General features: G+C 70.0%; 1 protein-coding gene and 1 pseudogene. Both read right to left on the reverse strand.

Annotated features, from left to right (window positions below):
• Positions 1-327: pseudogene (locus ACFPZL_RS13370) on the reverse strand (cell division protein FtsZ); the annotation flags it as partial.
• A 173-nt stretch (positions 328-500) separates the two neighbouring features.
• The coding region (locus ACFPZL_RS13375; RefSeq protein WP_382335859.1) for an FtsQ-type POTRA domain-containing protein at positions 501-1,237 on the reverse strand (737 nt) is incomplete at its 5' end.

The following is a 1,237-nucleotide window of genomic DNA, read 5'->3' on the forward strand; positions in this document are numbered from 1 at the left end:
GCCGGTCCCGGTGCCGCCGCCCTCTCCGGCGGTGACGAAGACCATGTCGGCGCCGGCGAGCGCGTCCTCGATCTCGTCGGTGTGGTCCTCTGCCGCGCGACGCCCGACCTCGGGGTCGGCGCCCGCGCCGAGCCCGCGAGTGAGCTCGCGTCCGATGTCGAGCTTGACGTCGGCGTCGCTGAGCAGCAGAGCCTGCGCGTCGGTGTTGACGGCGATGAACTCGACGCCGCGGAGGCCCAGCTCGATCATGCGGTTGACCGCGTTGACCCCGCCGCCGCCGACACCGACGACCTTGATCACCGCGAGGTAGTTCTGGTTCGCTGACACGTGGGTCCTCCCCCTCAACTTTCAACCTCTACTTCAAGGTGAAAGTTAGTATTCGGGTATACATTTACCAGTCCTCAAGCTAGAGGCATCCCGCGCGCCCGCCGACCCGACACACCGCGCGCCGGAGGAAAAAACGCCGTGCCTCCGGTCGCACCGCCGAACACCGGCGCCGGTCAGGTGAAGACGGGCGTATCCGGCGAGGAGACATCGATCCTGGACGCCGACTTGACCGACTTCAGCATCGCCCGCAGCACCACGGCCTTCCGCTGGGTCTCGGCCGGCTCGCCCCAGACGACCGACCGACCGCCGGTGAGTTCGAAGGTCACGTCCTGCGCGCTGCTCGCGGACACGCCGACCAGCTTCCTGCGGATGTCGTCGGGCAGGTCGCGGACGATCCTGGCGGCCGCCGCGAACGCCGGAGTGCTCGGATCCTTCACGCGGCCCGAGGCGAGCGGCACGCCCTTCGGTCGCCCGTCCGTCCGGTCCACGAGGACTCCCGCCGGATCCCGCAGTTCGAAGCGATCACCGCGCTTCACCGCGATCACCGCATCCCGCTCCTCGATCCGGATGAGCAGGGTGTGCGGCGGGATCCGCTCGATCGAATAGCGCTGGATCAGGGGGAACGGCTCGAGTGCGCGATGCACCTCGCCATCCCCGACCAGCGCGAGCGGCACGCCCGTGAAGCGTTCGAGTGCCGGCTGCAGCGCATCCGGGTCAATCTTCGAGGCACCGACGACCCGGATCTCGCGGACGGCGGTCAAGGGGCTCAGCACGCCGACCGCCACGAAGACCGCCAGCGCCGCCACGGCGCCGCCCGCGACCAGCCAGTTCACGCGACGGCGTCTGAGGTGGGCGGTGAAGCGCCGCCGCTCGCGACGCTCGCGATCCCGGACCGAACGACGGGCGCGCT

Source organism: Leucobacter soli (genome assembly GCF_042659205.1).
Taxonomy (GTDB): Bacteria; Actinomycetota; Actinomycetes; order Actinomycetales; family Microbacteriaceae; genus Leucobacter; species Leucobacter soli.